General features: G+C 58.4%; 24 protein-coding genes and 1 pseudogene. 12 read left to right on the top strand and 13 right to left on the bottom strand.

What is annotated here, in order from left to right; genetic code table 11:
* Positions 1–3 precede the first annotated feature (3 nt).
* The 8 genes from CPY51_RS11515 to CPY51_RS11480 all read right to left on the bottom strand — a co-directional run bounded on the left by CPY51_RS11515 (position 4) and on the right by CPY51_RS11480 (position 9873).
* A complete protein-coding gene (locus CPY51_RS11515) occupies positions 4–1026 on the bottom strand; it encodes a HupE/UreJ family protein (RefSeq protein ID WP_111160364.1) in 1023 nt (340 codons plus the stop codon).
* Complete coding sequence (locus CPY51_RS11510) at positions 1023–2009, bottom strand: peptidyl-prolyl cis-trans isomerase (RefSeq protein ID WP_111160392.1); 987 nt, start codon at positions 2007–2009, stop codon at positions 1023–1025. Before CPY51_RS11510 ends, CPY51_RS11515 begins: the two co-directional genes overlap by 4 nt.
* A 26-nt stretch (positions 2010–2035) precedes the next feature.
* On the bottom strand, positions 2036–4240 hold the full coding sequence (locus CPY51_RS11505) for a DUF3604 domain-containing protein (protein ID WP_111160363.1): 2205 nt from the start codon (positions 4238–4240) through the stop codon (positions 2036–2038).
* A 37-nt stretch (positions 4241–4277) separates the two neighbouring features.
* Positions 4278–5063 carry a hypothetical protein gene (locus CPY51_RS11500; RefSeq protein WP_244598605.1) on the bottom strand — a complete coding sequence of 262 codons (786 nt, stop codon included), beginning with the start codon at positions 5061–5063 and terminating at the stop codon, positions 4278–4280.
* Positions 5060–5401: a DUF2147 domain-containing protein gene (locus tag CPY51_RS11495; RefSeq protein WP_420820688.1), complete on the bottom strand. Its 342-nt coding sequence runs from the start codon at positions 5399–5401 to the stop codon at positions 5060–5062. Before CPY51_RS11495 ends, CPY51_RS11500 begins: the two co-directional genes overlap by 4 nt.
* 63 nt (positions 5402–5464) lie before the next feature.
* A complete protein-coding gene (locus CPY51_RS11490; protein WP_111160362.1) occupies positions 5465–7096 on the bottom strand; it encodes a DUF1254 domain-containing protein in 1632 nt (543 codons plus the stop codon).
* Between the two features lie 45 nt (positions 7097–7141).
* The gene (locus CPY51_RS11485) at positions 7142–7945 is read right to left on the bottom strand and encodes a transporter (RefSeq protein ID WP_111160361.1); all 804 of its coding nucleotides are present in this window, start codon (positions 7943–7945) and stop codon (positions 7142–7144) included.
* Positions 7946–8070: 125 nt separating this feature from the next.
* Positions 8071–9873, bottom strand: a complete 1803-nt coding sequence (locus tag CPY51_RS11480) for an adenylate cyclase (RefSeq protein ID WP_111160360.1) — start codon at positions 9871–9873, stop codon at positions 8071–8073.
* A gap of 162 nt (positions 9874–10035) precedes the next feature.
* Between CPY51_RS11480 and CPY51_RS11475 the strand changes: the two genes are divergently transcribed.
* From CPY51_RS11475 to CPY51_RS11455, 5 genes are all read left to right on the top strand, one after another.
* Positions 10036–10311: a hypothetical protein gene (locus tag CPY51_RS11475; RefSeq protein WP_111160389.1), complete on the top strand. Its 276-nt coding sequence runs from the start codon at positions 10036–10038 to the stop codon at positions 10309–10311.
* 135 nt (positions 10312–10446) lie between these two features.
* Positions 10447–10923 carry a hypothetical protein gene (locus CPY51_RS11470; protein ID WP_111160359.1) on the top strand — a complete coding sequence of 159 codons (477 nt, stop codon included), beginning with the start codon at positions 10447–10449 and terminating at the stop codon, positions 10921–10923.
* Between the two features lie 26 nt (positions 10924–10949).
* On the top strand, positions 10950–11393 hold the full coding sequence (locus tag CPY51_RS11465; protein ID WP_111160358.1) for a hypothetical protein: 444 nt from the start codon (positions 10950–10952) through the stop codon (positions 11391–11393).
* Between the two features lie 77 nt (positions 11394–11470).
* Positions 11471–11971 (top strand): hypothetical protein, encoded by a 501-nt coding sequence (locus CPY51_RS11460; protein ID WP_146260118.1) that lies wholly within the window; start codon positions 11471–11473, stop codon positions 11969–11971.
* Between the two features lie 1088 nt (positions 11972–13059).
* Complete coding sequence (locus CPY51_RS11455) at positions 13060–13245, top strand: hypothetical protein (protein ID WP_111160356.1); 186 nt, start codon at positions 13060–13062, stop codon at positions 13243–13245.
* 215 nt (positions 13246–13460) lie between these two features.
* Here the strand turns inward: CPY51_RS11455 and CPY51_RS11450 are convergent, their stop codons facing one another.
* Positions 13461–13673, bottom strand: a complete 213-nt coding sequence (locus CPY51_RS11450) for a hypothetical protein (RefSeq protein ID WP_111160355.1) — start codon at positions 13671–13673, stop codon at positions 13461–13463.
* A gap of 188 nt (positions 13674–13861) precedes the next feature.
* On the opposite strand from CPY51_RS11450, the gene CPY51_RS11445 reads away from it, so the two are divergent.
* Complete coding sequence (locus CPY51_RS11445; RefSeq protein WP_111160354.1) at positions 13862–14044, top strand: hypothetical protein; 183 nt, start codon at positions 13862–13864, stop codon at positions 14042–14044.
* Between the two features lie 573 nt (positions 14045–14617).
* Here CPY51_RS11445 and CPY51_RS11440 read toward each other — a convergent pair.
* Positions 14618–15097: a pyridoxamine 5'-phosphate oxidase family protein gene (locus CPY51_RS11440; RefSeq protein ID WP_111160353.1), complete on the bottom strand. Its 480-nt coding sequence runs from the start codon at positions 15095–15097 to the stop codon at positions 14618–14620.
* A 216-nt stretch (positions 15098–15313) separates the two neighbouring features.
* Positions 15314–15709 (bottom strand): hypothetical protein, encoded by a 396-nt coding sequence (locus CPY51_RS11435; RefSeq protein ID WP_111160352.1) that lies wholly within the window; start codon positions 15707–15709, stop codon positions 15314–15316.
* A gap of 319 nt (positions 15710–16028) precedes the next feature.
* Between CPY51_RS11435 and CPY51_RS34075 the strand changes: the two are divergent.
* The 6 genes and pseudogenes from CPY51_RS34075 to CPY51_RS11400 all read left to right on the top strand — a co-directional run.
* Positions 16029–16181, top strand: a pseudogene (locus tag CPY51_RS34075) (IS3 family transposase); the annotation flags it as partial.
* Positions 16182–16390: 209 nt separating this feature from the next.
* Positions 16391–18919, top strand: a complete 2529-nt coding sequence (locus CPY51_RS11430) for a methyl-accepting chemotaxis protein (protein WP_111160388.1) — start codon at positions 16391–16393, stop codon at positions 18917–18919.
* 451 nt (positions 18920–19370) lie between these two features.
* On the top strand, positions 19371–20837 hold the full coding sequence (zwf, locus tag CPY51_RS11425) for a glucose-6-phosphate dehydrogenase (protein ID WP_111160351.1): 1467 nt from the start codon (positions 19371–19373) through the stop codon (positions 20835–20837).
* An 841-nt stretch (positions 20838–21678) separates the two neighbouring features.
* Positions 21679–21984 (top strand): hypothetical protein, encoded by a 306-nt coding sequence (locus CPY51_RS11415; RefSeq protein WP_111160350.1) that lies wholly within the window; start codon positions 21679–21681, stop codon positions 21982–21984.
* Between the two features lie 503 nt (positions 21985–22487).
* Positions 22488–22925, top strand: coding sequence for a hypothetical protein (locus CPY51_RS11405; RefSeq protein WP_111160387.1), 438 nt, complete (start codon positions 22488–22490; stop codon positions 22923–22925).
* 296 nt (positions 22926–23221) lie between these two features.
* Positions 23222–23662: a hypothetical protein gene (locus CPY51_RS11400; protein WP_111160349.1), complete on the top strand. Its 441-nt coding sequence runs from the start codon at positions 23222–23224 to the stop codon at positions 23660–23662.
* A 714-nt stretch (positions 23663–24376) separates the two neighbouring features.
* On the opposite strand, the gene CPY51_RS32525 is transcribed toward CPY51_RS11400, so the two are convergent.
* Together CPY51_RS32525 and CPY51_RS11395 are read right to left on the bottom strand one after the other, a co-directional pair.
* Positions 24377–24553 (bottom strand): hypothetical protein, encoded by a 177-nt coding sequence (locus tag CPY51_RS32525; protein ID WP_154677731.1) that lies wholly within the window; start codon positions 24551–24553, stop codon positions 24377–24379.
* A 249-nt stretch (positions 24554–24802) separates the two neighbouring features.
* Positions 24803–24988 (bottom strand): DUF3008 family protein, encoded by a 186-nt coding sequence (locus CPY51_RS11395; protein WP_111160348.1) that lies wholly within the window; start codon positions 24986–24988, stop codon positions 24803–24805.
* Positions 24989–25223: the final 235 nt, after the last annotated feature.

The raw sequence follows: 25223 nt of genomic DNA, 5'->3' as shown, positions 1-25223 counted from the left end.
GCCTCAAAATGCTGCCAGTCGCTCGACGAACCAGAACGCAGCCAAGGCACCGATGACATAGGACGTCACGATCACTGAGTTACGCCCGACGTAGGGCGGGTAACGAACCATTTTTAGCAGCCGTACAAAAGCAATGATCGCCGCGATAAACATCAGCTGCCCAAGCTCGACCCCAATATTGAAGAACAGCAAAGCCAGCGGGATGTCACCCGAAGGAAGTGCCAGGTTTGCAAGAGCGCTGGCAAAGCCAAGCCCGTGGAGAAGACCGAAAGCGAAGGCCATCAGCCAAGGTCTCTCAGCGGTCAGGCTCGATTGTCCGCGCCGGATGCGAATGATCTCACAGGCGAGTAGCAGGATGCTGAAGGCGATAGCAGCTTCGACCGGCGGTCCCGGCACATGCACGAAGCCGAGCGTCGCAAGCGTTAGCGTAATGGAATGGGCCGCCGTGAACGCCGTGACGGTCGCCAGCAATGCCCGCCAGCGGCGGGCGATGAACATCAAAGCGAGTACAAACAGCAGATGATCGTAGCCGGTCAGGATGTGGTCGATCCCGTGCATCACAAAGGTCTTCGCAACGTCCAGGCGATCAACCTTCGCGGCAATCTCGAACCATGGATGAGACGGGTGGATCATGGTCGTCGAAACAGGACTCCCAAGAAGATGCACGCGGACCAGAACGTCCGTAATGGTCGCCTGCAGCCCGACGAACTCGACGCGCTGCCCAGCGAGGCCTCTGTCCGTCGTCTCGACGATCCGGGTCTGCACTAACGAGTCCGAAAGCTCATGCTCGGCGGGTGGCGTCACGTCGCGGACCTCGTCGGGAAACCGAAGGGCTATCGGAAGCCGCATCCCCGAAAGCAATGGCGTGCGCCAGATGACTGAGTATCGGCTTGGACCGGTCTGATCGATCTGCAGGTAGGCGGGCCGTATTTCGTGGGCGACCGCATTTGCCGTCAGTGCGAACGTTGCGATCACCGCGCAGCAAGCCAATATCAACAGCGATGCGAGGGTCCTCGGGTTGTTCATTGCGCCGACACCTCAAACTCGTTGCTGGTGCCCGGAGGTATCTTCAGGTCTTCGAAGTCGCTGACTTCGATAGGAGGCACGACGACCGAATAATGCGACCGCATCTCGTTCAGCGCGGTAAGCTTGATCGCGCGATATTGGTCTTCGATCCATCCTGCTCTGACGTTTGGCTGGACCTCTGCAAATGTCGGAACGCGGCCGGGATCGATGGCGTCGACCCAAACGAGATGCCACCCATAGCCGGATTGGATCGGGCCCTCCCATTGTCCCGGTGAAAGTTTGAACAGCGCTTTTGAGAAATCCACGCCAAACTCCTTCGACATCTGATCGGGAGTGGCGTCGCCATAGTGGTCCTGGAACATGAACTGATCGCCGAGCGCAGACACCTCAGATGCGTCTGGCGACTTGTCCGCGATCAGCTTCAAAGCAACGGCTGCGGTAGCTTGCGCGTCGCCACCGTGCTTGTCGGCCGAGAAGTAAAGATGCCGGAAGGTCGCGTGCGCCGGAAGTGCAAAGCTCTGGGAGTTCTGAGCGTACCAGGTCTGCAACTGCTCGGTGGTCGGCTCCTGCATGTTGGCAACATCGGCCGCCAGAAAGTCCATCTTCTGGGCAAGCCTGCGTTTGACCACTTCGTCGTCACGGTCAAGCCCAAGGGAGACCGCTTCCCGAAAAAGGATTTCCTGCGTGACCTTTTGGTCGACCAGTCCTTTGACCTGATCGGCCGTCGGCGTCGACCGCCCCTGCGCCAGCCAGGAAATCGCCAGCTGCCTGACATCGTCTTTGGTTAGAACGATGGTCCGCGATCCGACGCTGTTTGGCTGTTCTGGGTTCAGGAGGTGATAGGTGCCGAACAGCCCGGCACCGACCATCAGGAAGTGCAGCAGTGGTTCCTTGAGAATCCGACGCCACTGTCTATCGCCAGCCGATTGGCCGGTCCCCGTCGGCGCGACTGCCGCTTCGGGCGCAATAAGGAACAGTTTCATCTTCCCTCTACCTTCCGCCGCCGCTTTCATTGCACGTCCTCGACTTCGTAGTTGGCGTAGCCAAACTCGTTGCTGCGGGCGGCGATGTATCTGTTGCCGGAGTTATAAACGGTGAGTTCGAAGTCGGTGCCATCGATGGTCGTGACGATATGGCCCTCGCGGATGACGTAGGCGGCCGCCGATCCGGATGTGCTTGGGTGCATGATCTGCAAGATGTCGTCGGCCTTCGGTGCGCCGCCGTTCGACTCGGTGACGATGCGCTTGCCGTCGGTACCAAACAGGACGTCGAAGGTCTGTCCAGTCACGCTGTTGCGGACCTTCAACGTCTTGCCGACGACCAGTTGCTTGAGCTGGTCGTCCGTCAGTTCCTTCGAACCGGCGCTAGCCAGGTCGGCGACCGTGAGACCGCGCTCGCCCTTGGCGACGGCGGCTGGCGACGGCGTGTACCAGATGGGCGTTGTCCAGGCGCGTTCCTGCACGGTGGCCGATACGCCGTCCGGTGGGAGCCTGCCGAGCTTGGCAGCATCATAGGTGCTCCAGCGCGGCGTCGGGATTTGCAGCACACGCGTGTAGTAGAACGCGTGCAGGTTCGGATCGAATTCGGGGTCAGTCCAGACCGCTTTCAGTTCCACGGAACCGATGTCGTTGGTGTAGGTTGCCTTGGAAATGTCGACAGTGCTGCCGACCGGGGGCAATTTGCCGGTGACCGGATCGATCTGCCGAGCGCCGGACCAGGCGACGTCGAAGACCTTCTCGAATATCTGGCCTTCCTTGGTCCAACCCTTGATGATCTGGATGCGGTCGAGGTTGCCGTCATCGGGGTCCTTGACGGCGTCGACCACGAACGAAGGAACCTTGCCGTCGGCCGGAGGAAGATCGCCGCCCATCGGCACGCCGCTGGCATAGGCAGTCTTTGCCCAATCTTTGTTGGAAAGCAGGCCCTTGTCGTAGTCCCATCCCCCGAACATCCGTGCCTGGATGCGCACACCGCTGGTGCCATAGACTTCCTTGCGCTGCATCGCGTCGAAGATCGAGGCACGCGTATTCTCTTCGGCCCAGACAACGGTCAGGCCGGAGGTTCCCGTCTGCAGAATGTTCATGCCCGCCTCGACTTTTCCGGCCAGCCGCGCCTCGGGCGTGGCATCGACCAGCCCGTGATCGCCGAAGAAGTTCGACTGCGAGTAGGCGGTGACCGTGTTGTGCGAGTCGCCAGCGCCGACCACGCCGAACTTGTAGGGATTGTAGCCGCGTGTCGCCTGCATCGCCAAACCGTTCTCATAGGCTTCGCGGGCGTAGCTCCCGTGTAATTTCGAAGTGCTGTTATCAATGCCGATCAGATAGTTCATGATCTCGTAGTTGGCGAACTCGTCGTTCGGCGACAGGTCCGGATGTGTCTCGGAGGCTCCTTTTACCTGTTTGATTTCGTTCAGCGGCTCATTCGTCATGCGTTGCTGCGCCCAGGCCGCATCAAGCGGATTGCCCTTGCTGTCGACGTCTGTCGGAAACATCATGCCGTTTGATAGATTGGCATTGTGGGAGATGGCGAGCACCTCGTTTCCGGCTTGCCTCTGCTTGTCCATCCAGTTCCACAGGTCTTCCGGGTGGTCCGAATCGATGGCGCTGAACGGTTGCGGCGGAACCTTGGCACAGTCCTTGAAGAACACGTTGCGGTGCATGTTCTGGCTGTTCGGCATTGACGTCCATTCGTAGGAACAGAACGCCGTAAACTGGCCTGGCTTGTTGTATTTGTCGGCGATGGCGACGTTCTGCGACCAGACGGAGTCAGCCAACTTCGGATCAAGCAGTTCCGGAATGGGTTTGTGGTTGGCGATACTGCCAGCCAGGAACTGAAAAATTTTGACGGCTGGATTATCCTTGGTCACCTTCAGCTTTTCGGCGATGGGCAGCTTGCTGACCGCAGAGTTCGGATCGTTCGCCAGCCGGACGACGCCGACATATTCGGCGTGATCGGTGACACCCTGGAAATCGAGCGGCGTCTTGATCTGGACGTCGTAACCGGCGGGATGCTTGATCACCTGGCCCATCGAATACTGGTAGGCTTCCTCGGGGCCGGTCACCGTGTTGCCGATGATATAGGCGTCAAGCGACCAGCTGGTGTGCTGGTGCGTCTGACCGAAGAAAGGATGTCGTTCCTGCGCCAATGCCGCCGACGCGGCGAGGATGAGGATCGTTGACGAGAGTAAGACTGCTTTCGTGGTTGCCCGGCGCATGTCGATATCCTCCCTGAAGTAGTGCTGGTGCTTGAATTTAGAATTTAATAATTGTGCTCACGATGACCCCGTGCTGGGTCGCGTCATAGCTGAACCCGCCTTTGTCGTAGTTGGTGTAGAGCACGCGATAGCCGAGCGACGAGGAGATATGGTCGTTCCAGTTATAGCCGACGGCGACGGTGTCTTGTGTCGTGAAGTGCGAGCTGACCCCGAAGCCGCCGATGTCGATCATCGCGTCGAGGAACCATTTCGGACTGAAGTCGTAGTGCAAGGAAAGGCCGATGACCGGATCGACCCAGTCCTGTGAGCCGCTGCGGCTTCTTGAGCGGAAACGCTGAGGATCGACGTCAAGCGTTGCCCTGTAGTGCTGGTAGCGCAAGCCGATGGTGCCGTAGAGCTGCAGGTTCTGGTCAGGCAGCGGAATACGTCGTCCGACGAGAGCCGTGAACAGTATCTGTTCCTGGTCGAAGTCGGCAGTTCCGGAGGAGCGCTTGAAGTCGTAGTCGGCCTTGACCTTGGCGTACAGGAAGTCGGCAAACAGCAACCATGTGCCGTCATTGGCCATCAGCGAACCGGCAAAGGCACCGTCCAGATGCTCGATGGCGTCCCAGGCGCTGAGATTGACGTGGGCGGGCGGCAGACCGCGTATGCCGACGTCGCCGTTGAGCGCAGTCGCCCATGCATAAATCGATGCCTGATATTTCCAGCCGTCGATAAGCGGAGCCTGTTGCGATGGCGCGACCAAGTCTGCGGCTAGCACCGGAGCCGAACTTGCTAGGCTGATAACAATGGCAATGGCGATCCTCTTTCGATGAATCATCATAGGCGCGACCAGGTTTGCGACTGGCAGAACACCCTCATGACGCAGCCGCTCATCTTGATCGAGTTACCCGAGACAGTCATTTTGCCGTCGTAAGTCTTCTTGGCGTCCGGGTCGGTAATTTTGCCCGAATAGCTACTGCCGCTGCCTTTGAAGGTGCCGATCTGCTCGCCCTTGTGCTTACCCGTCCTTAGGACGATGCAGTAGCCGCCACCGCAGGGCTCGATGGCGGCCGTCGTGCCAACCTCCGTTTTCCAATTGCCGATGATGGGGTCCGCCGCGTGGGAGGTGCTGGCGAATGTGAAAAGAGCGGCCGTGAGTAGGAAGATTCTCATCGTCATTTGTGTCCCTTTTTTCCAGGCTAGAATGCGACTACGCGTGTCGCCTACCCGTTTCGCTTTCCCTCAGGGAACCAGTTCGATCTCGCTTGGCCGCCACTCCTTCGTGAAGAACGGCTGCAGCGGGCTGTAGAGGCGGAGGAGTGTGAACCATCCCTTATCGGGAATGGTTTGAATCCAGTTGCCGCGTTTGACGCTGGACGGCTGCGTCGGTCCGAAATAGACAGTGGTCGATCCATCGGCAGCAGCTTCGGCGGCGGGCGACGGGTAGGTCTGGCTCCCTGCGCGAGGGTAGCGCTGTGGGGTGTCGAGCATCGACCGCGTCTGGTTGTCATAGACGGTGAAGGACCAGAACGCTTCGGCCGGAATGCCCTTCGGTAGCGTCACCTTGTAGGTCTTGGCTCCGTCAAAATAGTTCTTGTTGCCGTCCATGAAGCCCATCAGGTATTGCGAACCTACGCGCGGGAGACGCATGATCATCGCCGGAGAATCAAGGGTGTAGGCGTAGTAGAACGCCGTCTTGGAATTCAGCGTTCGCGCCCCTGTCGGCGGCAACGGGTCAAAAAGACCTTCCTTGGTGATCATCGGCGGCGGTGTTTCGAAATTGGCACCGCCCTCCCACAGCATGCTCGACCACGACGAGCCGGGATAATAAGCCCAACCCGGCTGCTCGCTGGCACGCCAGTTGAACACACGTCCGGCGGCATTTCCCACGCCGACAGCGTCGGTGAGAATCTTCTTCATCCGCTCGTCTGGCTTGAAGTCCTTCCCCTTGACGATGCCGATGGCGGCAAGCTGCCCGGCCAGCTCCGGATTGTAGGAATCGGCGGGCTCCTGCTGCACGTTTTCGTTGATCGTCTCGAAGAACGTGTAGTCATTCGGAGGGATGGTGTTGAAGGCTTTTCCGCTCGCTTCGACGAACTTCGTCTCCGGGATGGGAGGATTAACCTCCAGCTTGACCTTGCCTTCGAGCGCCGTGGCGATGCTGGTTCCGACGCCACCCGGCGTGTAGGGATAAATCTTCAGGTTATCCTCGATCAGCTTTTCCGTTGGCTTCGGATCATTCTCGGTCAGATAAGCCCGTGAGGCATAAAGGACTCTGTTTGTCTTCGATTTGGCGACGAAGAAACCGCCGTCCGGAACCGGGCCGTCATATCCCGGAGGCAGGATCAGATATTTGCCCCCTTCGCCTCGATCAGGACCGGGAAATCCAATGTCGATGATCCATTGGAACCACATGTCGTTGATGGTCCCCAGCCCCTTCGGCGGCTGTTCGATCACCATAGGACCCTTGGTCAGGTCGACGACCGAGAGGTAGTAGATGGTGTCGGCGTTGGCGGTCAGAAACAGCGACTTCGAATCCATCAGCTCGGGGAAGATGACGACCGTATTGTCGTCCGCGCCGATGCTCTTGAACCCTTTTTGCAAGCCATAGGCCGAAGCGCCGCCGTAGCTGTTGAGGAAGGCATCCAGGCCTCGGGTGAAATCGAGCGTGTCGAAGACCTTGCTGGCTGTATCGGCGCTCGGAGCGCCGTCCTTGAACTCCAGCGTGCCGATCCGCGACTCGACTTTGTCTGGAGTGGTGATCTCTTTCGGAACGTCGGTGGCGCTCTGGGCGAACACCGCGCCGCCGCCGTTCAGGCTGGCTGCCGTAGCAAGAATGGCCAACAGTGAAACTTTGCCTTTGATCGAGATCATGATGCTTCCCCGTCCTTGATCATTGTTCGTTGGATTCGGTTCTGGTCATTTCGGAAACAAGAAGGTCACGGCTACTCGCACGCCAAGACCGCTCGGACCGTTGTCTGGCGCGGTTGCCCAGTAGCGCAGCCCCGCGAGAAGACTGATCGGCTGCTTGTTGATCTTCACCAGCTTGGAGACCGTCAGATTGATCGGCACCGACCAGTCATGGGTCTCCCAGTTGTACGTGGACTCCGTGTTAAGCCCGAATGTCCAGGCGTCCTTGGTGGTGTAGGAGAGGAATGGCTGCAGGAAGGTCGAGCTGACGTCGGCGCGATTGCTCTGTCCGGCGAACGACCAGATGTGGTTGCCAAGTGCACCATAGGTCCAAGGTCCGTCCTGTTTGAGGACCACGGCCGTCGGACCCGCACCCCACTTGCCGCTGCCGAGCAGGGAATCGGTTGCCGTCGGGATCAGGAAGGCTGGTCCGATACCCCAGATGATGCCGCCGGGGCCCGGTTTTGATGGTGAGAAGAACAGGCTCTGGGTGATGTCGCCAAGGCCGAACTGCGATCCCGACGGTCCGGCGATATCGTTCTGCCAGGTCAGCGGCACAATTGTGCGGGATATGAGGTTCCAGTCGTCGTTCAACGAGAACGGAATGACCGGCTGAATATTGAGGGTCTCTTTGTTGCCGTTGTTCGGTCCGTAGCCGTGGTCATAGTTGAACTGGAACGGCACGCTGACCAGCGAGGCTATCGGATTGGACAGCTTCTTGGCAAGGTCTTCCGAGGACTCCTGGGCGCTGACTGAATTGCAGATGACAAATATCGCAAGCCCGGCCGCGATCAACTTTGAATAGGACACCATGTGACACCCCCGTCCGGCATTCAGACATCGGTGACCTGCAACTGGCGTAATTTCAAGCGTGTTACCGTAACACCCGCGTAGGTTACGGGCGCGAACCAGGTGGAGGCAGGTGGCTGGGTGCTTGTTTACTTTTCGGCTACGGCGTCGGGAATTCGAACGCCTGCCTTGATCAAGCTCTTGCGGATGCGTGCGCGATCTTCAGGCCTGTCGATGCGCTGAGCCAGCTCGAAATCCAGATTGGCGAGGAAGGCAGCGCCCATCTCGCTGAATTTGGCAGCTTCGCGGGCGGCGTCCTCCGCATTGCCGTTCTCAGCAAAGATGATGGCAGCGACACCGTGGAATAGCGGAAATTTTTGCAGATCGGCCTGTCTGATCTCGTCGGCCGCGTCGGCATAGTTTCCCTGCATGTATTCGGAAAGGCCAAGGTCGCCGCGATAGTAGCCGCCACCACCGGGGTTGAGGGATAGAACGATACGAAGCACCTCAGCGCCGCGCTCCCAGTTGCCACTTTGGCCAAGGAAGGAGCCGTATTCACCCATCAACTCCGTGTCGTTGGGATTGATCGTCATCGCTTGCTCGCCCACTCGTAGAGCGTCAGCCACCTGTCGGCTAAGGAATAATGCTCCCATGAGCGACTGCTGGGCACGGGTGTTCTCAGGATCGAGCAGAACTGCCCGTCGCGCAGCCAGCAATGCTCTCTCCAGAGCTGGTTTGGTGTCGGTGCTGGCTGCATGGTTGAACCAGAAACGGCTTTCATCGAGATAGGTCATCGAGAGCATGGCAAAGGCCGTGGAATAGGACGGGAACCTCGCCACTGCCGTCTCCAGACACTCCCTGACTTGGGTGTGGCTTTCGATGCTCGGTGCGGCGCGGTAACCGTAAAAGCGAAGCGTGCAGGCGTAGGCGTCAAGGTCGTTGGGCGTCAGCGCGGCGCTGTCGGCCTGCGAGATGATGCCATAGGGCTGCGCAACAGCCGTCGACACTCTATTTGCAACATCGGTCTGGATCGCCAGCAAGCTTCGCGATTGCAGATCGTCATCGTAGATCTGTGACCAAAGGATGGTCCCCGTGGTGGTATCGAGCAACCGCGCCGTCACGTGAGCCTTGTCGGAAACAATTCGGACACCCCCGGCCAGCAGATACTGCGCACCAAGCTCGCGCCGCGCCTGAGCCAGGTTTGGAACATTCGGTAAGTTCTGCGAGGCTTCACGGCCGAGAACTCTCAACTCCTTGAAGCGCGGCAGGGTCGTCAGCAATTCCTCAGTTAGCCCGACAGCATAGGGCTTTGCCTGCGTTCCTTCGCCAAGATCGGCGAATGAAGCGATTGTTAACGTCGGTACGCGAGGAGATGGAGAAACATCAGCGGCGGCAGTCGCTGAGGGCCTTGGGGAGCTGGCAGGTCTCAGGGCCAGCCAGCCTGCTAGAAACACGCCGCAGCATATCGTAGCAAGAATTAGGAAGCGGACCTTTGCTGGACGAGTTGAGAATGGCGTCGCATCAGGCATCTTCGCTGCAGAATTCGCACCAGTCACAGGTTCGGCAGCCGAGCAAGCCCAGGTAAAGGTCGGGACATAGCCTCCCTTAGGAATATCGATCCGGATCGGATCGCGCTGACCATCGGTGAGATAGTAGTGTTCCAGCGAGCGCCGAAGGCGTCCCGCTTCTATTCGCACCACCGGATCATCCTGTGTGTTGCCTTCCGCCCGGCCGAACACCTCGATTCCAACGGTGTAGCCTTTGATGCGTTGGGCGCGGCCCGCGAGAAATTCCTTCACCACGTAGCTGAGGAAAATCGCGCTGCGACCGACGCTGCCCGGAAATTGCGGGCTGGCTAGAATACGCGCAAGCTGGTTTCGAATTTCCTCGGGACTCGGTGGCGGCCTCGATAGAGTCGAGCCGTCTTCCCCGCCTGGCACACCTGTTTCCATTGCCTGTCCCCTCCGCCCCCTGAGGTACTTGCCAATCGTAGGTGAATTACAGTCTGTTACGGTAACATACTGCACAAGCAACAGTGCGTCCATCATAATGAACCAGCGGTTGCACTAGGGACATGATCCGTTCCGATGGAGCCTTTGGAGGGGTCGGACGAGATGCCTTACGACGTGGGCTATGTGAAACTTCGCTTTCCCGAACACGCCAAGGCGATTGATGAGCTGGCATCTCGAAGTGAGAGTTTTCGCGATCTATGTTTCGACTTTGAAAGCGCTGAGACAATCATGCGGAAATGGAAGGCCTCAGACGCTCCTGATGCCCAGAAACGCTATAACGAACTCTCCCTGCTCGCCGATGAGTTGGCGCAGGAAATTGTGGTTCTGCTTGATGGCGCGTCGGTGATCCCTTTCGGAAAGCCTACACCTAAACGCTAGCCCTTCCGTAGGTTCGGCTGACGGTCTCGCTGTCGCTCCCCCCTGCATGTTACCGTAACAACCTCGTAGCATACGTTGACCGCCCGCTTAGCTATGGCCAGGTTGATCTCCTCATGTATCCCGAGGAGCGGCATTATGTTGAGAGCTGGACACATCACCTTCGTCACCTTCATTCGAAACGCCGCGACGATCCTGGCTCTCTTCATGCTGGTGGCAGCTCCGATGCTCGCGGCGTCACCTGCGGACGCCTACGACCGGCGGGGAGCCGCCGCCTGCGGTCCTCGCGGATGTGCTGCGGCCGGATGCGGTCCTCGGGGATGTGCGGCAGGAGCAGTCGGACGCGGCGGCTACAGGCGTGGTGGCGCTGCCTGCGGGTCTCGTGGATGTGTCGCCGGAGGGAGCCGAGGCTATGCTCGCCCGCGTGGCGTCGTCGTGGTCAATCCCCGTCGATACTGGCGTCCAGGTGGCGCAATCGCTGCCGGTGCCGCTATCGGCTTCATCGCTGGTGCCGCCGCAGTGTCGGTCGCGGGTCAACCACCATCATCGGGACAGTGCTGGTACTACACCTCTCCCGCAAAGACATCCGGCTTTTGGGATGTTTGCCCGCGATAGTCTAGCGAAGGTCGTGAGGAGATATCTTGGAGCAATATATGTCAGCTCTGATGGGTCTCGCCGGAGTAGCTATCGGCAGCCTGACCTCGTTTGCCACCACGTGGCTGACGCAGAGTTCGCAGTTGAAAGACCGGCGTCGCGAGGCTGAAATTGCCAGGCGTGAGAAGCTGTTCACCGACTTCATCACCGAAGCCACGCGGCTTTACGGCGATGCGCTTAGCCATCAAAAGGATGATGTGTCTGACCTGGTACTGTTATACGCATTGGCCGCCCAGATGCGCCTGGTTGCTTCCGACCGGGTGATCGCAACAGCGGAGGCCGCCATGGAGCGGATCATTGAAAGCTACCTTGCACCTAATCGCTCCCTTCATGAGATTCGTGATCTCGCGGGCTCGGGCGCGATGGATTTTTTACTGGATTTCGGCAGGGCCTGTCGCGTGGAGTTGAGTACCGGGAGGTCCAGACCCTGAAGTTAACAAGCTTTGCCAAACGCTGTTGAATGATGTTGGGGGACGAGACCCTCCCGGAGATCAAACGGATACAGGAAATGACGAAGACTGAAAGCCGCTACAAGAGGAAATCCATGAGGAACGTTTCAGCCGCCTTTGCGGCGGCCAGTTTGCTTTCGGTGGCGGGCTGCACATCCTCCCCCGTACCAACCACGATCCCCACTGCACAGAGTATCGCCGGACTTGTGCCATCCGGCACGGTCAGTCTGACGGAGACGTTCGTTGGGGGAGCGGGAGTTGGACAAGGTGTTCTGGCCTTCAAGGGGCAACAACTTCCATTCAAGCTTCTTGGAACCGTCATCGGCCCGGGCAGCCTGTCTAGAGTCGTGGTCGCTGGTGACGTCTACAAACTCAACAATGTTGCAGACTTCGCAGGTCCCTACGCGCAGGGCACTGGCCCAATCGGTCTCGAAACCGGCTATACCAGTAACCTTTGGTTACAGAACAAAGCCGGGGTCGTCATGCATCTGAAAGGAACGAGTTCGGGCGTAACACTCAGTCTGGGCCGCGACGAAATCATTATCGAAATGAGTAAGTGAAAAAACGCGCCCACTGAACCTTCGCATGAAAGATCGAGGCAGCATGAATGGCTTTGGACGGTCGGTACCCGCGCTCCTGAGGAGGGGCGCGGGTAGTGCGTTCAAGCGCCCGTGCGCTGGACATCGACGCCTGCCGCCCCGACATCGTCAACTCGAATTCTGCGTCAAACCGCGACTCGCTTTCCAACCGTATCAGCGGGCAATCGCGGCGCGGTTGCGACTCCACATGCATCCTCTGGTGACCGAGAACGTGCTTTTGGCGTGCCGTTCGCCTTACTGTCGCTTGCCTCGGCGGCAATCCAGTGACTGCTTTGGGCCGACTGCGGAAGATTTGCCTTGGCCGGATCGCGCCATTAGCGGTGATCAGGCGTGGATTGGCTTAACGAAAGCTGCCACCCTGTCATGTCCGACATTGCTCGAAAGCAAATAGAAAGCTTTGACATGCGAAACAGGCGCGGCAGCCACAGACGGAGATTAGTTCCAATCTCGTTGGGAATGGCGACAATATTTGCGGCTTTTGTAACGACTAAAGTAGGCCTCAACTATAGCGGGTTTTGCACCGAGGGACCGGTTGTTTGGAAATGGCACCGTGCCGAAGCCCACGAACTCTTAGCCGTCCTGCAAGAAAGGGGATCGGTCAACGCAGGTGTCCGCGCAGAATATTCGCTGCCTAATGTATGGGCTGTGCTGGGCGATCACTACCAGCCGTCCTCTTTTTTAGACAAGGTCAGGGGTCGCGCCGCAACTCTGGTTGAGTACCACTTGCCTTGGCTTGACGGCGGTCATTACCTCACTACTGGCGGCTACTTCTATGCACCTAACTGCATGCGAGGTTGGCGACCTCCGGATTAGCCCGTTATGGCAGATGCAATTCGGGGCCCACAAATGACCGCAAGTGACCATCGGCAGAAGACAGTGGTCACCAAGAGAGGTCGCGGAAAATCTTGACGCGATTGGTGGTCGCCCCTCTCGAGCCTTGATGGTGGCTGTCGACTATCCAAATGGATAGGCTCGATATACGCGTGCACGATTCATTTCCTGGGGGCGAAGTGCAATTCTACAGGTGCTTCAAGAAGAAGGAATTTCCCATGGAAGCCCACAGATATAGCGTTCACAAGAATCTCAACATCTATTGGGCCATCTTCGACGAAGTCACCGGGCAGAAAGCCCTGATTAACGGATTTGTCATGGACATGCTCACAGCCGAGGAGGCCGAGGAGTTGGCCGCCGCACTGAACCGCGAGGAAAATCAAGGACTTCTTCTGGCGGCGTGACGCCGATGACGGTGAGCATCCGGCGAAGACAGTTCCCTCAGTAGCAAACTAGACATGTTGCGTCCCCCGACGTGGCACTATCTTTAGCACATTTTGATCTGATCCAGAAGCGTCCTCAGCTCGAGAATGCGGCGGACCTTGTCCGACGTGGAACTTCGAGCATGAACGCGACGGGAATCCCGGCGTGGGCCGCACGGGCTCGCTCACATGGTGCCTTAAGCGACCTTGTAGCCGAGCAATTTTACGGGGCAAGGCGAAGAGCCGAAACTGACGCCGATTGTGAACTCCAGATCGTGCGCGGTAACGCGGCCCAGTGAAACCACCTCGTTTTGAGGGTGGTGACGGCAATTCGGCTTGAACAGCAACTCTGGCTGAGGCACCAACGCGGGAAAAGGAAATGCCAGTTCTGGCAACGGCGCGTCCGGCATTACCTTTATCCGCCGCAAGCGAGTTAAACGCCGGTGAGACAGCTGCAGCTCTTACCATGTTCCCCGCCAAAATCCTGGTCTTTAGTGCATGATCGCTAGCTCCGGCGGTTGGTCTGCTGCCGGAACGGAACCGCATTGGAACCGCCGGACCATTTGCGGCGTTTATCTTCTCAAGAGGAGATCCAGCCATGACCACCAACGACACCAACGCCACACCGGAACAGCGCCGTCCGAACGATGTCCAATCCGTGCCCGAGAAGCCCGTGGCCGCCGACAGGGAATCGATGGCTTCGCCCGCCGTTTTGCCACCGGGCTCCCGCGACGAAAGCGAACGACCGATCGTTGACCCCATAACGGGTGTCGCCCTCTAACAAAGCCAGCCGGCACGCTCGGCACCCTCGAACTGCGCCGAACAAGGCGTTGACCGGGCAGTTACCATCCTCGCACCATCGTCTTGGGACGGCAGCGAAGAAGATTCCTCCTCCTCGACCGCCTCATCACACAAATGCGAGGACGTCGGCAAGCCCTTCTAGCCGGGCGGCGATGTTGACGCCATCGCCGAATATGTCACCGTTTTAACCAGCGCATCGCCTAGATTATCCCGACGCGGAATTCATCCGTCGGACCTCCGCAAGCTCTTGTGGTTGGCCTGCCACATGGATTGCTGAACGGCCTCGTCGAACGCACGAAGGATGGATGGGATTCCTGCCAAGACGCTGTCGCGGGCGGTTCCGAAAATCTACCCGTGCGCTTTTTCAATCCGAACGTCGACAATCGCGCGATGCGACGTCAAGATCGCAAGCGTTTGTTCCTCGTCAGCATGCATCAGTCGGGAATGGCCCTCAACCTCCGCTACAGAATTGTTGCACTTTCTTTCCACCGGTGGTGCTTCGATTCGACTCCGAACCTCCTATTCGAGCGCTTCAAACTGCTCCAAATTCGCCTCAGAGGTCCACCTCGGCATTATCGCCTATGTCGGGCTTTGTGTGCGATATCGCAGCCGCCGCCATCATGATGTAGCTAATCACCGTGCCCGGACTGTCCCAGTACTCGGCTGACGTCGGCGTCACTTTCAGCACACGTATCGACTGATCGTCTTCGTCTTCCCACCAAGCCTTGGCCGGTGTCGCCCAAAGCTCCTTGATGAGCTCGCGATCATTGATGACGACGGCGACGCCCGATAGCGAAACGTATTTCTGCCCCCGAGTGTCGGCAAATGCCAGGCAGACGTTTGGCCACCGAGTTATCTCCTCATCCTTGTCGCTTGCCACATCCGTGAGAAAATAGATCGAGTTCTCAAGCGGCTCGGCGTAGGCGGACATCGGCCTCGCCTTGATATGCTCTCCCGAGCGGGTCGCAAGCATACAGAATCCGATCTTGTCGACGAGGTTCCATACGCGTTCGGTGTCGTCGTTTTCTTCCATGATCCTCTCCCACGCTAAACACGGGAAAAACACATAGGAACAACAGTTGTTCCTCTCGTGGCCATTGGGCTTGAGACTGAGAACTACGTCGCAATGCTGATGACAGGCAACCCAAACTGGCGGCAGATAGCTTCAGTGTTGCTGTGGCTCGCCCGTCCGGCAAAGTCGATCTTACTCTTGCAGCGTAGTCGGATGTGACTGTTGGCAGTACCCGCTCTACAATCTGCGGCGGCCCTTCTTATCCGCGACAAATGTCGCCTCGAAAAATCCTTGCGAGAGCAAACGGTTGACTACAAAAACCGCGCCAAAGACCGTTGCAAGCTTCAGCCATGGGAGTGCCCCGAGCTGTCGGTGCGCTGAGGTGTTGAGATCTACAGCCCTCGCCTTGATCGATGCTGCCTTGTCTTCTGCGACAGAGGCAAGCCGATAACGAAGCAGGGCAACTTCCCTTCGAAGCTTCTCCTTCTCCTCGGCCAACTCCCGCACGGCGATCTCAGAGACCGTCGGAGGTGCATCCGGGAAGGGCAGATCGCCCACCTCAACGCGATCGTCTCGATCTTCAACGCTTTGTCTGGTGAAGTTTTTCCGGCCGCGCTTCTCGCCCCAGTGCATTGTCTTCTCCTACAGGTTTCCAGGTTGGCACCTGATGGATCAAACGCGGTCAGAAGAGAAAAGATGCGTATGAACGCAAAAAACTTGCTGCTCGTCTGTAGGACGACGATTGCAATGGTCATTGCCGCTTCAAACTGCGCCGGCGTGAACGGCTTCGGCAAACGCAACAGATCTTTTCCAGGCAGGACCGTTCGCTCAGACAATCTTGTGTCGTCCGCGTCGCACTTTGCTTAATCCGGAATTTCTGCGGCAGAAGGCTTAGATGAGGTTAGCGGACGGAGATCGTCACGATACGCTCGAGTTCGGGGCACGCGTCCAACTACGCAAGCGGCGAGTAGCACTTTCGAACTGGCGCGACGATTAAGACGATCAGCGACGCAAATCGAGCCTCTGGTGGCTGACACCGGCCGGGTTCGCTCAGACTATCGTGATGTTGCACGGCCGAAACGGCTTCGCACCGCAACCCGCCGCGGCGCCTCGAATGCAGCAACCAAAACGGCTGAAGCAAACTCAAAATTGGATGGGGGCAAGGCCATCTCCGCTTGAACGGCGTTTCGCACACCGTGATAAACACTCTCGTCGATTGAATTTTGGTCATCCCTGAAACCTCGGATCAACCCATTCACAGGTTCTTAAACAAAGGATGACAGCTTGGCTGAAATCGGTAGTGAGGGTGCATTCGTGGTAAATGGTTTGATGTCGCGGGTCCGCATTCAGACGAAGGTACTCGTACTTTTGGCGCCATTCGTCGTTAGCCTGTGCGCAGTGGGATTGACGGGGTACTACGCGTCCAGCCTTCTTGAAGGACGGATGGAGATTTCCAATCATGTCTTGCAGTCCCTCAACGGCTTCAAACATGTTTCTTCCAGTATGACCGGCTTTCTGATGAAGCCGTCGCAGGAAGCCCGCGATACCGCACTCACGGACGCCCGGGAGCAACTTGCAAACCTGAAGCAGACGATCGAGAGCCTAAGACCAACGACCGATGTGGTGCTTCTTGACCGAGCTCTTGGTCAGTCGCAAATCATCCCGCAAAAGATCGAAGCGATCTGGCAAATCGAAGCGGGACAGCAGCAAATTCTCAGTGACGTGGGCGCTGCTTCCACTGCGCTTCTTGACCTGCAGGGGCAGGTCGGCAAGCGCTCGTTCATGCTGATGGCTAGCGCCAAAAAGATGGAAAATGCCAACAAGGGCGGCCTAAACAATTCCGTCTCCATCAGCGGCGCAGCCACCGTCGCGACAAAACTTCGCAATGACTATACGAACGCGACGACGCCGGCTGACAAAGTTGGCCTGCTGGCCAAATATGCGCCCGATTTGCAAGGGGCGAGGGAGCAGCTTTCGTCTGCTGTAGCGACGGACAAACAAGCCCTCGCCGAGCAGTTTGCCGCCGCTGTGGATGCCATCACCAAGGCTTCGAAAGCGTCAACTGACACATTGGATGTCCCAGCGACGGATACTGCCATTGCCAATCTTGCTGCAGCTGGCGACAGTCTCAAGATGATTGGCGACGATCTGATGCGGGCCTCCGTGCTTGCGCTTGCCGCGTCGGACAAGGATATCTCGCAGGCCACCAACGTCGGCAACGAACTGCGCGCCATCGTCAACAGCAACAACGAGATCCGCGTCGGCTTCGCCGAGCTCGTCGGCAATCCGGACGAGACGCGCGTGAAGAAAGTCCAGCAGTCAATCTACATGTACCAGACCGAGCTCGGCCGTCTTGCCGGCGTGGTGAACGACGATCCCGTCTTTGCCGAAATTCCGAAGAAGGCCCAGCCCGTCCTCGACCTGCTTGAGGCGAACGCAGCAGCGCTCTCCGCAGGTGCTGCGCATAAACTGGCTGAATTCGACAGCGCTGCCGGGCAGATCGACAACACCTGGAACCTACTTGCTCAATTTGCCGAAACGCAGAGGCAAAATGCCGGTCAGGACCGTCAGCAGGCCAATAGGATATCCGGCGGCGCAATTGTCTTCGGCATTCTGATCGCTATGACCGCAGGCGCCGCGCTGGTGGTCACCCTGAAAGGACCGATCACCCAGATTACCGCAGCGATGCGCAAGATTGCGGAGGGAAGGCTCGACACCGCAATCACCGGCGAGGCACGCGGCGACGAGATCGGCGAAATGGCCCGCGCGCTTTCCGTCTTCAGACAAAATGCGCTGTCGAATGTCGAAATGGAGCAGCAGGCCGAGATCGCTCGCAGCGATGCGGAATCTGAGCGCGCCCGCAACGAACTTGAGCGACGTAGCGCTAAGGCGCAGGTCGACGTTGTAATCGAGGCACTTGCAGAAGGGCTTACGCGGCTGTCACGCGGGGAGTTGAGTTTCTCAATCGATACGCCCTTTGCCGCCGAGCTTGACCGGATCCGCACCGATTTCAACATGTCGGTCGCGGGTCTCAGGGAAACGCTCTGCGATATCCGCGAGACGTCCACCCTCATCAACGACAATGGCCGGCAGATGGCGGAAGCCGTGGATGACCTGGCCAGTCGAACGGAAAAACAGGCGGCCGCACTTGAGGAAACCGCAGCGGCGGTCGAGGAGATTTCCTCCGCTGTCAATACCTCTTCAGGAAGGGCGGCAGCAGCGCTTGCCCTTGTCCAACGTGCTAAACAGGGCGCCGACGCCTCCGCCTCCGTAGTCCAAAACGCGGTTTCGGCAATGGGGCGGATTGAAGACGCGTCGGGCAAGATCGTCCAGATTGTCAGCGCCATCGACGCCATCGCCTTCCAGACCAATCTCTTGGCCCTCAATGCTGGGGTCGAAGCGGCAAGAGCGGGTGAGGCCGGCAAGGGCTTCGCTGTCGTGGCACAGGAGGTGCGGGAACTGGCACACCGTTCGGCGCGCGCAGCCAAGGAAATTGGCGAACTCATCAACAATTCCGTCCGAGAGGTTGCGTCCGGCTCCGAATTCGTCGGCCGTACCGGCAACGCGCTGATGGAGATTTCCAGCGAGATCGTTCACATCGTCGGACATATTGAACTCATCGCCTCGTCAAGCCGTGAACAGGCAACGACACTCCATTCGATCAACGCGTCGGTGAACGATATTGACCGTATGACGCAGCAGAATGCGGCGATGGTGGAAGAGACGAATGCTGCGACCCGACAGCTGTCATCCGAGGCACTTGCGCTCACCGATATGATCGCTCGCTTTCGCCTTGAAGGCCGCGAGAGCCCGGCTTCAAGGGGTTACGAGGCCGCAGCCTGATGGCAGGATGTATTCTTGAACTTCTCCCCGCGCAACGGCGAAGCCCTTGAGAAGGGCTATCTCGGCGGCCGTTCCGCCGATAGGGAAAGAAGCGGTGCGATTATGACTGCATGCTGATCGCCTGCGAAGAGCAGAAGACAGAGGTCAATTGTTTGACGGCCATCCGGCGGAAAACGCGGCTCCCGGATGCCGATATATCTGCCAAATGACAGCAGCATCACCACGGTCGCTTCCTGCCGCAGGACAAAGGCGGAACTTGCTGCGAAAATGCTGAATCAGGTCTGGGAGGCCGCATAGCAAATGCAGCCCCCTTGATCGGCTTTGTTATCCATGCCCCTACTCACCTGAAATCGGTGGCATTTGTTTTCGCGGCCTCAAGCACAAGGGCAAGCGCTTCATCAAGCCTGATAAGGACAGGTCAGGTTAGGGTAGTATAACGGAAGGGTCTAGAATGAGTACTTTGCGCAGGAATTCCACACGGGTTGGCCCCGGCTATCCACAGGTCGTCGTGCTCTTCGGTGCAACGGGCGATTTATCCCGGCGCAAGCTGCTTCCGGGACTGTTCCATCTTATCAACGCTGGCTTCATTCCGGGCTGCCGCATCGTTGGTGTCTCGCTTGATGATATCGATGCCGATGGTTTCAGGTCGATTGCCCGGGAATCGCTGGACAATTTCCTTACCCGCAAGTTTACGCAGGCCGAATGGGAGGCGTTCGCCGCATCGCTCGATTATGTGCCACTTGCTGGCGGAGCAAGGATGCTGAAGGAAGCCGTCGAGACGGCGGAGGAAGCGCTGGGGCCCGAGACCCGGCGTGTGCACTACCTTTCCGTACCGCCGAAAGCTGCACTTCCTGCCGTGCAGCTTCTCGCAGACGCTGGGTTGGTAGAAAATTGCCGCATAATCATGGAAAAACCGTTCGGCACGGACCTCGCCAGCGCAGTGGAACTCAACACAAAGCTACACGAGGTATTCGACGAAAGACAGATTTTCCGCATAGACCATTTCCTCGGAAAGGAACCGGCGCAGAACATCCTGGCTTTTCGCTTCGGCAACGGCCTGTTTGAGCCGATCTGGAACCGCAATTTTATCGATCATGTGCAGATTGACGTCCCGGAGACACTTGGGCTTTCGAACCGCGCCGCCTTCTACGAAACCACGGGCGCCTATCGCGACATGGTCGTGACCCACCTCTTCCAGATCCTGGCATTCATGGCGATGGAGCCGCCAACTGCCCTGGAGCCGGTGCCGATCTCGGAGGAGAAGAACAAGGTGTTCCGATCCATGCTGCCAATCGAGCCGCGCGATGTGGTACGCGGTCAATACATCGGTTATCGCAAAGAGCCGGGGGTCGATACCGAGAGCGACACCGACACCTTCATCGCGCTCAAATGCGCCATCGACAATTGGCGCTGGGCCGGCGTGCCCTTCTTTCTACGCACGGGCAAACGCCTGGCCGAGGGGCAGCGTATAATCTCGATCGCATTCCGCGAACCCCCGAAATCGATGTTCCCAGCCGGCTCGGGTGTCGGCGCACAGGGTCCCGACCATCTGACCTTCGATCTCGCCGACGCCTCCAAGGTCTCTCTCTCCTTCTATGGCAAGCGACCCGGACCTGGCTTTAGACTCGACAAGCTTTCGCTGCAATTCGCCATGAGTGAAACCGGTTTGATCGGCGAAGTACTGGAGGCTTATGAACGCCTGATCCTCGACGCAATGCGCGGCGACCACACGCTGTTCACCACCGCCGAGGGCATCGAGCGGCTTTGGGAAGTCTCCCAGCCCCTCCTCGACAATCCGCCACCGGTGCGGCTCTACGACCAAGGCGGCTGGGGTCCGAAGTCGATCCACCAGCTGATCGCCCCGCACGCCTGGCGGCTGCCGTTCGAGCGCGCCTGGCGGGATTCATCGAAGGAGTAATCGACGAAAAGCAACCGATTTTCAAGGGTGTGTGCTATAAATTCCGCCCCTTGATGAACAGCCGCAGCCCCAGGATCAAGTGACAAGCGACAGCTCAATGATGCTCTAATCCTCATATCAAGGGAGGTGTTCTGGGGGACGATGTCCTATGCCACGATGGGCGGCATCGTGGTTCCTGCCCGCTCTATGTTGCCTGGTTTCGGATCAAGCATCTTTCACGATCCGAGGTGAGCCAAGGCGTTCTAGAAACGTGAGAGAAAGCATCACTGGTCCGGAAGGTGGTGAGCGTTTTCACGACCATACCGGCCGACAGGAGCGGCTTTGCCATAACGAGCTCGATCAGCACCGGCAGTTTGACGAGGTCCGCCGGCCGATCAGCCGGCGTTCCATCATCCCCGGGCCAAAACGAAACGGTCGTGTTCCTTTAAGCGAAGCTCGGTCGCGACAATGTAGCCGCGAGAAGCGCTAGCAAACTGGTCTCTCGGCTGCGATGCCGGCGGCGACGGGATGGACTCCAGGCCCGAGATTGAAGGCGACGAGACGGGTCGCCGTGGTGATGCGGTGTTGCGCAGGATCGGGGCTACCAGCGGGCGGCGGAGCGGGGCGTCGGGGGCAGGACACTCACGTTCCCGGCGCCTCGGGCGATGATCGCCAGCGGCATCGGCGGCAGATTTTCCTGCCTGCCGCAGCGCGGCACACCATTCCTCGAGCGACCAGGAGGCATTCGTTGTCAAGCGGCAGTTTCCAGCGAAATATGCAGGATCGGTGTGCAAAGTTTAAGTTGACCGTTTTCGATGGCGAGGCGACACTTTCACGCAGCAGCAAGGCAGGAGGAAAAACGATGGACGAGCCAGACCGCTGGCGCCAGATGGCAAGCGCACCGAGAGACGGCAGCCGGATCCTCGTTACGATCCGCCCGTCCGAACAAGGACCGGCAGAAGTTGACCTCGCCTATTGGTCGAATGGCGATCGGTTCGGTGCAGAAGGCTGGCGCGCCTCTGATTCCTCACCCGGCCGCTTGGTCGAATATGCCGAGCCGGAATTGAAGTGCTGGATGCCGATGCCGTCGGCCAATCTCAATCGCACCTCCATGCCTTCTCCCTGGGAAGGCGACGACGCCCAGCAACTCGACGGCTCAGGGATTTAAGCGCTCGCGTCACAATCACCAAGACTCGATACGTGGCGAGCGGCAAAATCTAGTGAGCTTGCGACAACTTTTTTTGCGAAGGAAATACAGGCGCACCCTGAGCCGCGATGGCCGGATTGCGCGCGACAGCATGCTCGAGTTGATGAAGACTTGCAAAAGCTCGGGCTCTCCTTCTGGCATTATCTCGACGACCGACTTGGTATCAGGGGCCAGGTCATCCGGCCGCTGGCAGACTTTATTGTCGCAAATCTGATCGGCTCTTGCTCGTCTCCTCGCTGACGAGACCGATGATCCGGCGGATGGCGAGCGGCTCCAATGGAACGTCGTAACTCCACGGTTTTGGCAACATTCTAGCCTGATCTTTTGCGCTCGAATCACAGGCTATAGACGGACACTAGCGCCCCAGATCATCGTGATTGGACTCCACGATGAATCGGAGTCACGCTCGATTTGGGATAAGCCCCATATAGATGGATCAGCTATCGTTTGAACAGGAGGCCGACATGAAGCACCATGCACTTGAGCAATTGCAGACCGTCGCCAAGGTCAATCACGACTATCCGCACGCTGCTATGTCGCGGCGCGAACGTCTTGAACGCTGGGCGGAGCTGCTCGATCGCAATCCCCACCGACCCCTTTCAACACTGTATGAGACAGAGTACCGACCGGCCCTGGAGCGTGAGGCCATGCGCGTCGAGGGCTCGCCGATGTCGGTGGCGTTTGACGATCCGGTTTTGCGGGCAGCAGGATTGGAAGGCGATAGCTACGGCGAAGCGAAGCGATTCTTCGAACTGACGGACAATCAGTTGCATAGGCTCGTCTGCCACTGCCATTTTGGCGGAACGCTCAGCGCAGCCAATGCAGCTCACCATATCCGTGCTATCTCCATGGGGGCATATCGGGGCCTGTTTGCCCGATTGCTGGATATTTTTGTAGGATAGTGCTCCGCTGTGCACTGAGCCGTTGTTGAATCGATCTCGAAGCCTGGAAGCGATGAAAACGTTCAGCAAGCGTAATGCGTTGGCGAACCTCGGACAAGGTGATCATGGCAGAGGCCCCGCTAAGCAGTTGCGAACTGCGCCCGTTCCTCTGTCCAGAAAGAAGCGGGCGGGCCCTCTCGCTGCCAGATGAGCCTCCACGGTTGGAACCTATGGCGGGCGAGAGTGTTCAGCTATAAATTTGCTGCGCTGATGTGCCCAACGGGCTGGGTCAGCGGCGATCTTGAGGAGTTGATAGAATGCAAATTTCGCCACGATTTCGCTCAGCCGCGTTTGCCGTCATCGCCACCGCGGGGGTCAGCCTTGCCAGCGCCGCGCATGCCGATAGCGGCACGATCCGCTTCGCCATCTACAAGGCGGCCTTCTTCGTCGGTGGCGCCGGCGGTCAGGGCACTCTAACCTTCCATGGCCACCACTATCCCGTCTCGGTCGGCGGCCTCTCGGGCGGCCTCGCCTTCGGCGCTTCTAAGACCTATTTCCAAGGTACAGTTCGCCACATTCGTCGCGCCGGGGATGTGACGGGGGTCTACGGGGCGGTGGGCGGTGGCGGCGCCGTCGGCAGAGGAGCCCAGGTGATCGTCATGACCAATGACAAGGGCGCCCAGCTCGAACTCTCAGGTAGGCAGGTAGGCCTGCAAATTAACGCCGATCTCAGTGGCATGAGCATCGCGGTAAAGTAATGGTTCGTCATTCGTCTCTGTATGGGACAGATTGTCAGAATAGGCAGCATTTCCAGGAAGCACCTAGGCAGTGCGGTCCAATCGCGGAATCAAGCGGTGTTGAAGGCATGGGGCAAATCTTCTGAGCTTTGACGGAAGCTCAGGCCTACAATGAGAGCATTCTCACGCTGGACGGGCGGCGGCGAGGTGCCACTTTCCCGACTTGGAACCCCTGAACGACTTGACAGTTGGGTGTCTCCCCTCCCCCGAGCAAGGGCAGCCAGCCGTGGCTCGCAGCAGCTCGGCCACGCCTGGTTCGGCGCTTGGCGCTTGGCGCCGTTGACGAGGTGACCCTCGTCCGGCTCCATGTCATCGCTGAAGGCATCGAGGACCGTTCCTGATGCGCACGAACTGCGTCACTATCGGGAAAGATCGAAATTGGACTATTCTTGCCACGCGTTCAAAGGAGAGGCTGGCGGCGCCGCCCCGGGGGATCCGCGCCGCCTCTGCAGAGAAACGCTCGGCATATCCGGTTAGGTGGGGAATCCAGATACGCTATCGCTCACATCACACGAATGTGAGATTGAGCCAAGGGCCAATCCCATTGCCAAGTCGTCTGGCAAAGGACATCGCGGAAGGGGCTGGTTTTTCGGTAGACAAATCGAGAAACGTCAGTATTACGTTGAGCTGCACGGGGCGGTGTGGCCTTCCAGGAATTTTGCGACGGAACGGATTTCATCGCCCGTGGCGAGACGCCTTCTGGGCATCGAGAAATCCGCATTCCCAATATTTGCCAGCATCGCTGCCCTCTGCATGAGGGTTCTTTGCCACCTCGCCCTCAGCCTGAAATGCCTCTGCACCCGCGTCATAAGCTTTCGTCTGCTCCTGAGTTGGATTCCCCGGCTGGTCCATTTGGTCCTCCTTGCAAGAACATCACCAATCGTTCGTAAGCATCACTATGTCGCGTTTATCGAGGGAAGTTAGCCAGCACTTCGGTTCGCCGCCTCTCCGAAAGTGAGAAAATGGCCCGTTTCCAAAGTGCATCGGCTTTGCGCGTATCAGCTTCCCAGCGTCGCGTGGTCAGATCGTGTCGTCCAGGCCTTGGAGCCGGGTTCTCATGACCGTAGAGCTTGTTTCCTATGTGGCAACAAAAGCCTTCAACTATTTTCGGACATGTTCCGGCTTCCCTTTGGTCTTCGTGGCCGCGAACTCTTCGAGTTGCGTCTCGCTCATCGATTCCACCATCTGCTTGGAAGCGCCCTTGAGTTCCGCCTTTGGGGTCTCACCGCGTTTTGCGGAAAGGGCTGCACCCGCGGCTTTCTGTTGAGCTTTCGATTTGGCTGGCATGTGAACCTCCTGTTTTCAGGGGAACGTCCAACCTCTGCCCTGGTTCCGGAACCCGCGCTCCTGGCGGGCGGAATGGTTGAGATTTCCTGTGGCCAGCGCCGGGCGTACACTCTGCGACATAGAGGTTGCCTTCCTAAGCCGAGATGCGGTGGCAACAGGGAGGGAAAAATAATCTCCGTCAAAACTCGGCTTTTCAGTCCGAATTGCCTAGAGGTATACAACCTGGAGGGAGCGT

The sequence above is a fragment of the Arminella tubonensis genome, from assembly GCF_003240585.1.
Taxonomy (GTDB): domain Bacteria; phylum Pseudomonadota; class Alphaproteobacteria; order Rhizobiales; family Rhizobiaceae; genus Rhizobium; species Rhizobium tubonense.
Note: the sequence above shows the minus strand (reverse complement) of the source record. Positions and strands in the feature narration are given on the sequence as shown.

Bases quoted from the DNA above. Each gene is read 5' to 3' on its own strand.
- CPY51_RS11460 (WP_146260118.1), top strand. From the start codon at position 11,471: ATGACGAAGACTGAAAGCCGCTACAAGAGGAAATCCATGAGGAACGTT.
- CPY51_RS11500 (WP_244598605.1), bottom strand. From the start codon at position 5,063: ATGATGATTCATCGAAAGAGGATCGCCATTGCCATTGTTATCAGCCTA.
- CPY51_RS11480 (WP_111160360.1), bottom strand. From the start codon at position 9,873: ATGGAAACAGGTGTGCCAGGCGGGGAAGACGGCTCGACTCTATCGAGG.
- CPY51_RS11485 (WP_111160361.1), bottom strand. From the start codon at position 7,945: ATGGTGTCCTATTCAAAGTTGATCGCGGCCGGGCTTGCGATATTTGTC.
- CPY51_RS11405 (WP_111160387.1), top strand. From the start codon at position 22,488: ATGAAGCACCATGCACTTGAGCAATTGCAGACCGTCGCCAAGGTCAAT.
- CPY51_RS11505 (WP_111160363.1), bottom strand. From the start codon at position 4,240: ATGCGCCGGGCAACCACGAAAGCAGTCTTACTCTCGTCAACGATCCTC.
- zwf (WP_111160351.1), top strand. From the start codon at position 19,371: ATGAGTACTTTGCGCAGGAATTCCACACGGGTTGGCCCCGGCTATCCA.
- CPY51_RS11435 (WP_111160352.1), bottom strand. From the start codon at position 15,709: ATGCACTGGGGCGAGAAGCGCGGCCGGAAAAACTTCACCAGACAAAGC.
- CPY51_RS11455 (WP_111160356.1), top strand. From the start codon at position 13,060: ATGGAAGCCCACAGATATAGCGTTCACAAGAATCTCAACATCTATTGG.
- CPY51_RS32525 (WP_154677731.1), bottom strand. From the start codon at position 24,553: ATGGACCAGCCGGGGAATCCAACTCAGGAGCAGACGAAAGCTTATGAC.
- CPY51_RS11400 (WP_111160349.1), top strand. From the start codon at position 23,222: ATGCAAATTTCGCCACGATTTCGCTCAGCCGCGTTTGCCGTCATCGCC.
- CPY51_RS11495 (WP_420820688.1), bottom strand. From the start codon at position 5,401: ATGACGATGAGAATCTTCCTACTCACGGCCGCTCTTTTCACATTCGCC.
- CPY51_RS11415 (WP_111160350.1), top strand. From the start codon at position 21,679: ATGGACGAGCCAGACCGCTGGCGCCAGATGGCAAGCGCACCGAGAGAC.
- CPY51_RS11510 (WP_111160392.1), bottom strand. From the start codon at position 2,009: ATGAAACTGTTCCTTATTGCGCCCGAAGCGGCAGTCGCGCCGACGGGG.
- CPY51_RS11395 (WP_111160348.1), bottom strand. From the start codon at position 24,988: ATGCCAGCCAAATCGAAAGCTCAACAGAAAGCCGCGGGTGCAGCCCTT.
- CPY51_RS11515 (WP_111160364.1), bottom strand. From the start codon at position 1,026: ATGAACAACCCGAGGACCCTCGCATCGCTGTTGATATTGGCTTGCTGC.
- CPY51_RS11440 (WP_111160353.1), bottom strand. From the start codon at position 15,097: ATGGAAGAAAACGACGACACCGAACGCGTATGGAACCTCGTCGACAAG.
- CPY51_RS11490 (WP_111160362.1), bottom strand. From the start codon at position 7,096: ATGATCTCGATCAAAGGCAAAGTTTCACTGTTGGCCATTCTTGCTACG.
- CPY51_RS11450 (WP_111160355.1), bottom strand. From the start codon at position 13,673: ATGCCGGACGCGCCGTTGCCAGAACTGGCATTTCCTTTTCCCGCGTTG.
- CPY51_RS11445 (WP_111160354.1), top strand. From the start codon at position 13,862: ATGACCACCAACGACACCAACGCCACACCGGAACAGCGCCGTCCGAAC.
- CPY51_RS11470 (WP_111160359.1), top strand. From the start codon at position 10,447: ATGTTGAGAGCTGGACACATCACCTTCGTCACCTTCATTCGAAACGCC.
- CPY51_RS11475 (WP_111160389.1), top strand. From the start codon at position 10,036: ATGCCTTACGACGTGGGCTATGTGAAACTTCGCTTTCCCGAACACGCC.